Source organism: Algoriphagus aquimarinus (assembly GCF_900112005.1).
GTDB lineage: Bacteria > Bacteroidota > Bacteroidia > Cytophagales > Cyclobacteriaceae > Algoriphagus > Algoriphagus aquimarinus.
Genome location: NZ_FOKK01000022.1, coordinates 61,370 through 64,063 on the forward strand (window position 1 = coordinate 61,370; position 2,694 = coordinate 64,063).

Sequence of the window (2,694 nt, forward strand, 5' to 3'; positions counted from 1 at the left end):
CATCCCGATATTAATCGGGAGGGTCCTGGGTTCGAGCCCCAGAGGGATCACAAGAAAGCAGTCCAAATGGGCTGCTTTTCTTATTTTTAGGCAATTCATTTTTAGTGTGACTACTTTTTACATTATCTTCTCTGTTAAGCTAAACAAATCAGTCAGTAGTTTTGAATATACTGTAATAACTCTACGCTCTGCCAGGACTTTCCTTTTTGGGTCGTAAGTTTTTCTGTCATAAACCTACTTCACTTCTAGTATCAGATCTCTAGTATATTCTTCCGTTCTGGTTCTCAAGCTATCCTGTACTAAGGCATAATCCATCTAAATGGTCTGTCTTTGAATTATTCCATTTAACTATCTTGCTCATCAGCAATCCATATAGAAGCTTAATTAGGCAAACCAACTAATTCTAATCATCATGAAAAATAACCCCAAGCAATTGTTAGCTTTTTTGCAATCCAAAGGGGGATGCGTATGGGAGGCTGATGTAGATATGCTGCAATTAAACTTTATTAGTGATCGAGGGATGCATATTTTGGGTTATTCTCAGGAGAAATGGAAAGATATTCCAGGTTTTTGGGAGAGTAGACTACATCCCGATGATTTTGCCGTGGTGTTGCAATACCGTGATTTGAATAAGAATCCTGAAAGAATTCATTCTTTTGAATATAGGATGATAAGTGTTAGTGGTGATATTAAATGGATTAAGGATTCAGTAGCTCTTATTCATAAGGATGGTGTTCAACCTATTCTTTGTGGTGTGATGACTGAGACGACCGATTTCAGGAGGCTAATCGCGATGGAGAAGCTGGAAAAAAAAGTTTGCCGACTTGATATAAACAATTCCCTTAGTGAGCTTTTATTAAGTTATCTAGCAGGATTGGAAGAATTGTTTCCGCAGATGCAATGTTCCATATTGAAAGTCAAAAATGGACATTTATATGGTGGCATTGCTCCGTCGTTGCCTCCTGCCTATATGACGGCTATTGAGAATCTTCAAATTGGGAAGAATGTAGGTTCTTGTGGTACTGCAGCAGCATTGAAGAGACAAGTTATTGTTACAGATATTACCACTGATGCAAAGTGGGAAGGCTACAGGACATTAGCCCTTACGTATGGTTTGAAAGCTTGCTGGTCAAACCCTGTAATCAGCACTGAAGGAGAGGTGATGGCTACACTTGCGATGTATTATCGCGAGCCAAAAACACCCACTGAAGATGAGCTTCAGGTTTTGGAAAGGGTGACAGCATTGTTGCAGATAGTCCTTGAAAACAGGCAAAAAACAGAGATTATCAGTGAAACCAATTTGCTCATGCTACAGAGCCAAGATTTGGCACATTTTGGTAATTGGAACTGGGATATAGCGCATAATATTGTCACTTGGTCACCCGCATTATATAAAATCTATGGGTTGGACTCCAGTGAATTCAAAGCGACATTTGAGGGATATCTAGAATTACTGCATCCGGATGATCGGACAAGAGTAAGAGAGATAGTTCAACTTGTATTAAGTACGGGAAAGGATACTGAGTTCGAAGAGAGGATCGTCCGGCCAAATGGTGAGGTGCGTTATTTGCGGTCTTGGGCCAAGATAAAATCGGATCAAAATGGAAAAGTTCTTGCGATGATTGGAGCATGCTTGGATAATACGGAGAAAGTTAGGAGTATAATGTCCATAGAGCAGCAGAATCAGCAATTTAGGGACATAGCATGGTTGCAGTCACACATAATCCGAGCCCCATTAGCGAGGATAATGGGACTTATAGACTTGATTAAGAACACGCCAGCTGAAGAATTATCACAAAGTGAATTGCTAGACTACTTATCGGCCTCCGCTAATGAATTAGATGAACAGATCAGAATCATTTCCCAAAAGACTGAATTAAAAGATAGGGGAGATTCATAATATGACCTTATACCATAGGTAGACCGAGTAAGTCAATAGTAGGTTCTAAAAATATTACGTCAGCATAGATAGATTTCTGTTATTCTATAGCACATCACTTAGAAGTGTGAGATCTGGCTGAAACAAAAAGGGTAATGTGGCCAAAAATAGTTGGTGTTTTTGGTTTAAATATTTCATATAATTCCTTGCCGTTTTGAAGAGGACTTAAGCTCTGCTGAGGAGCAACTTAACAGCAATAGAAACTGCCAAGTGGAATGAAGGGTCTCCTAGATTGGGAGACCTTTTTTAGTGCTTCATTCTTCTTGTTTTATGGCTAGGAAAACCTTCTTCCGCTTTTCGTTTTTGAAGTACAAGTACCACTTTAGGAAGTTTTTTCTGTTGGTTGTAGAAAGGCCTCTGTGGATGACCAGATTATTCTTTAGATGACCAAAAAAAGACTCTAGGCCGTTGGTTGATTTTGGGATTCGTGGATTGTCCAGGTATTCAAACAGATGAGGTAAAGCAGTCCTAAGGACAGAAAAAGATCTCCTCAATAATTTGTGGGTATACCAATATTTTCCAGTGAGAGGGTTTACTGTTTTTTGATGGGTGTACTCATGGTATGTTTTATCCCAGGTAGCCAATCCTAGTAACCAATAGCTCAATTCCTCCTTGGTTTTGATTAGATGGAGTTTGGATACAATTCTTCTCAATTCTTGGCCAGCAAGGCTCTTAGGTTTACTGGAGAGCCATATTCGACACATTCGTTGGACATGGATTACGCATCGCTGCAGGGTAATGTTGGGACAGACAAC

The 2,694-nt window shown here is 39.7% G+C and carries 1 protein-coding gene and 1 pseudogene; one reads left to right on the forward strand and one right to left on the reverse strand.

What is annotated here, in order from left to right; genetic code table 11:
- Positions 1-412 precede the first annotated feature (412 nt).
- Positions 413-1,900: a PAS domain-containing protein gene (locus tag BM291_RS19875; protein WP_092901053.1), complete on the forward strand. Its 1,488-nt coding sequence runs from the start codon at positions 413-415 to the stop codon at positions 1,898-1,900.
- Between the two features lie 293 nt (positions 1,901-2,193).
- On the opposite strand, the pseudogene BM291_RS19880 reads toward BM291_RS19875, so the two are convergent.
- Positions 2,194-2,694, reverse strand: a pseudogene (locus BM291_RS19880) (IS256 family transposase, variant Zn-binding type); the annotation flags it as partial.